Source organism: Schwartzia succinivorans DSM 10502, from assembly GCF_900129225.1.
GTDB classification, from domain to species: Bacteria; Bacillota; Negativicutes; order Selenomonadales; family Selenomonadaceae; genus Schwartzia; species Schwartzia succinivorans.
In genome coordinates, this window is the sequence record NZ_FQUG01000007.1 from 198,534 (window position 1) to 199,291 (window position 758).

Annotated in this window: 1 CRISPR repeat array. The window is 43.8% G+C overall.

The annotated features are described in order from the left end of the window. Positions 1-700: a CRISPR direct-repeat array (repeat unit 37 nt; unit sequence GTTACATGTATGTCATTACCGCTTGCGGTATTGAAAC). The last annotated feature ends 58 nt before the right edge of the window (positions 701-758 follow it).

The window sequence follows — 758 nt, forward strand, 5'->3', positions numbered from 1 at the left end:
GTTACATGTATGTCATTACCGCTTGCGGTATTGAAACACGGTGTCCAATGCTGAAGACGGGAGCGTCAGGACGTGTCGTTACATGTATGTCAATACCGCTTGCGGTATTGAAACTGATAACGCTGTTAAGCGTATTTGCGATGAAATTCGTGTTACATGTATGTCATTACCGCTTGCGGTATTGAAACCCGGGTCGATGAGTGCCTGCATATAAGCGCAGTAGTAAGTTACATGTATGTCATTACCGCTTGCGGTATTGAAACAATTATTGATACTCATGATAAAATCACAATCCTTGTTACATGCATGTTGATACCGCTTGCGGTATTGAAACTTGCAGATTGCCTCTTGTTCACTTTCGGACATCCAGTGTTACATGTATGTTGATACCGCTTGCGGTATTGAAACCGGCGCCGGCTTTTAACTTTGCCCAAGCATTTCGTGTTACATGTATGTTGATACCGCTTGCGGTATTGAAACAACCAGCGGATATACGGATCAAGCCCATCCCATGCCGTTACATGTATGTCATTACCGCTTGCGGTATTGAAACACGAATCGGCACGGTTCTGCAGTCCTTTTGCTCCTGCAGTTACATGTATGTCAATACCGCTTGCGGTATTGAAACTTCGGACATCCAGTCCTTAATTAAGCACTCGGCGAGTTACATGTATGTTGATACCGCTTGCGGTATTGAAACGAACTTGAACATAATGATCAGCCTCCTAAAGATTTGTTACATGTATGTTGATACCGCT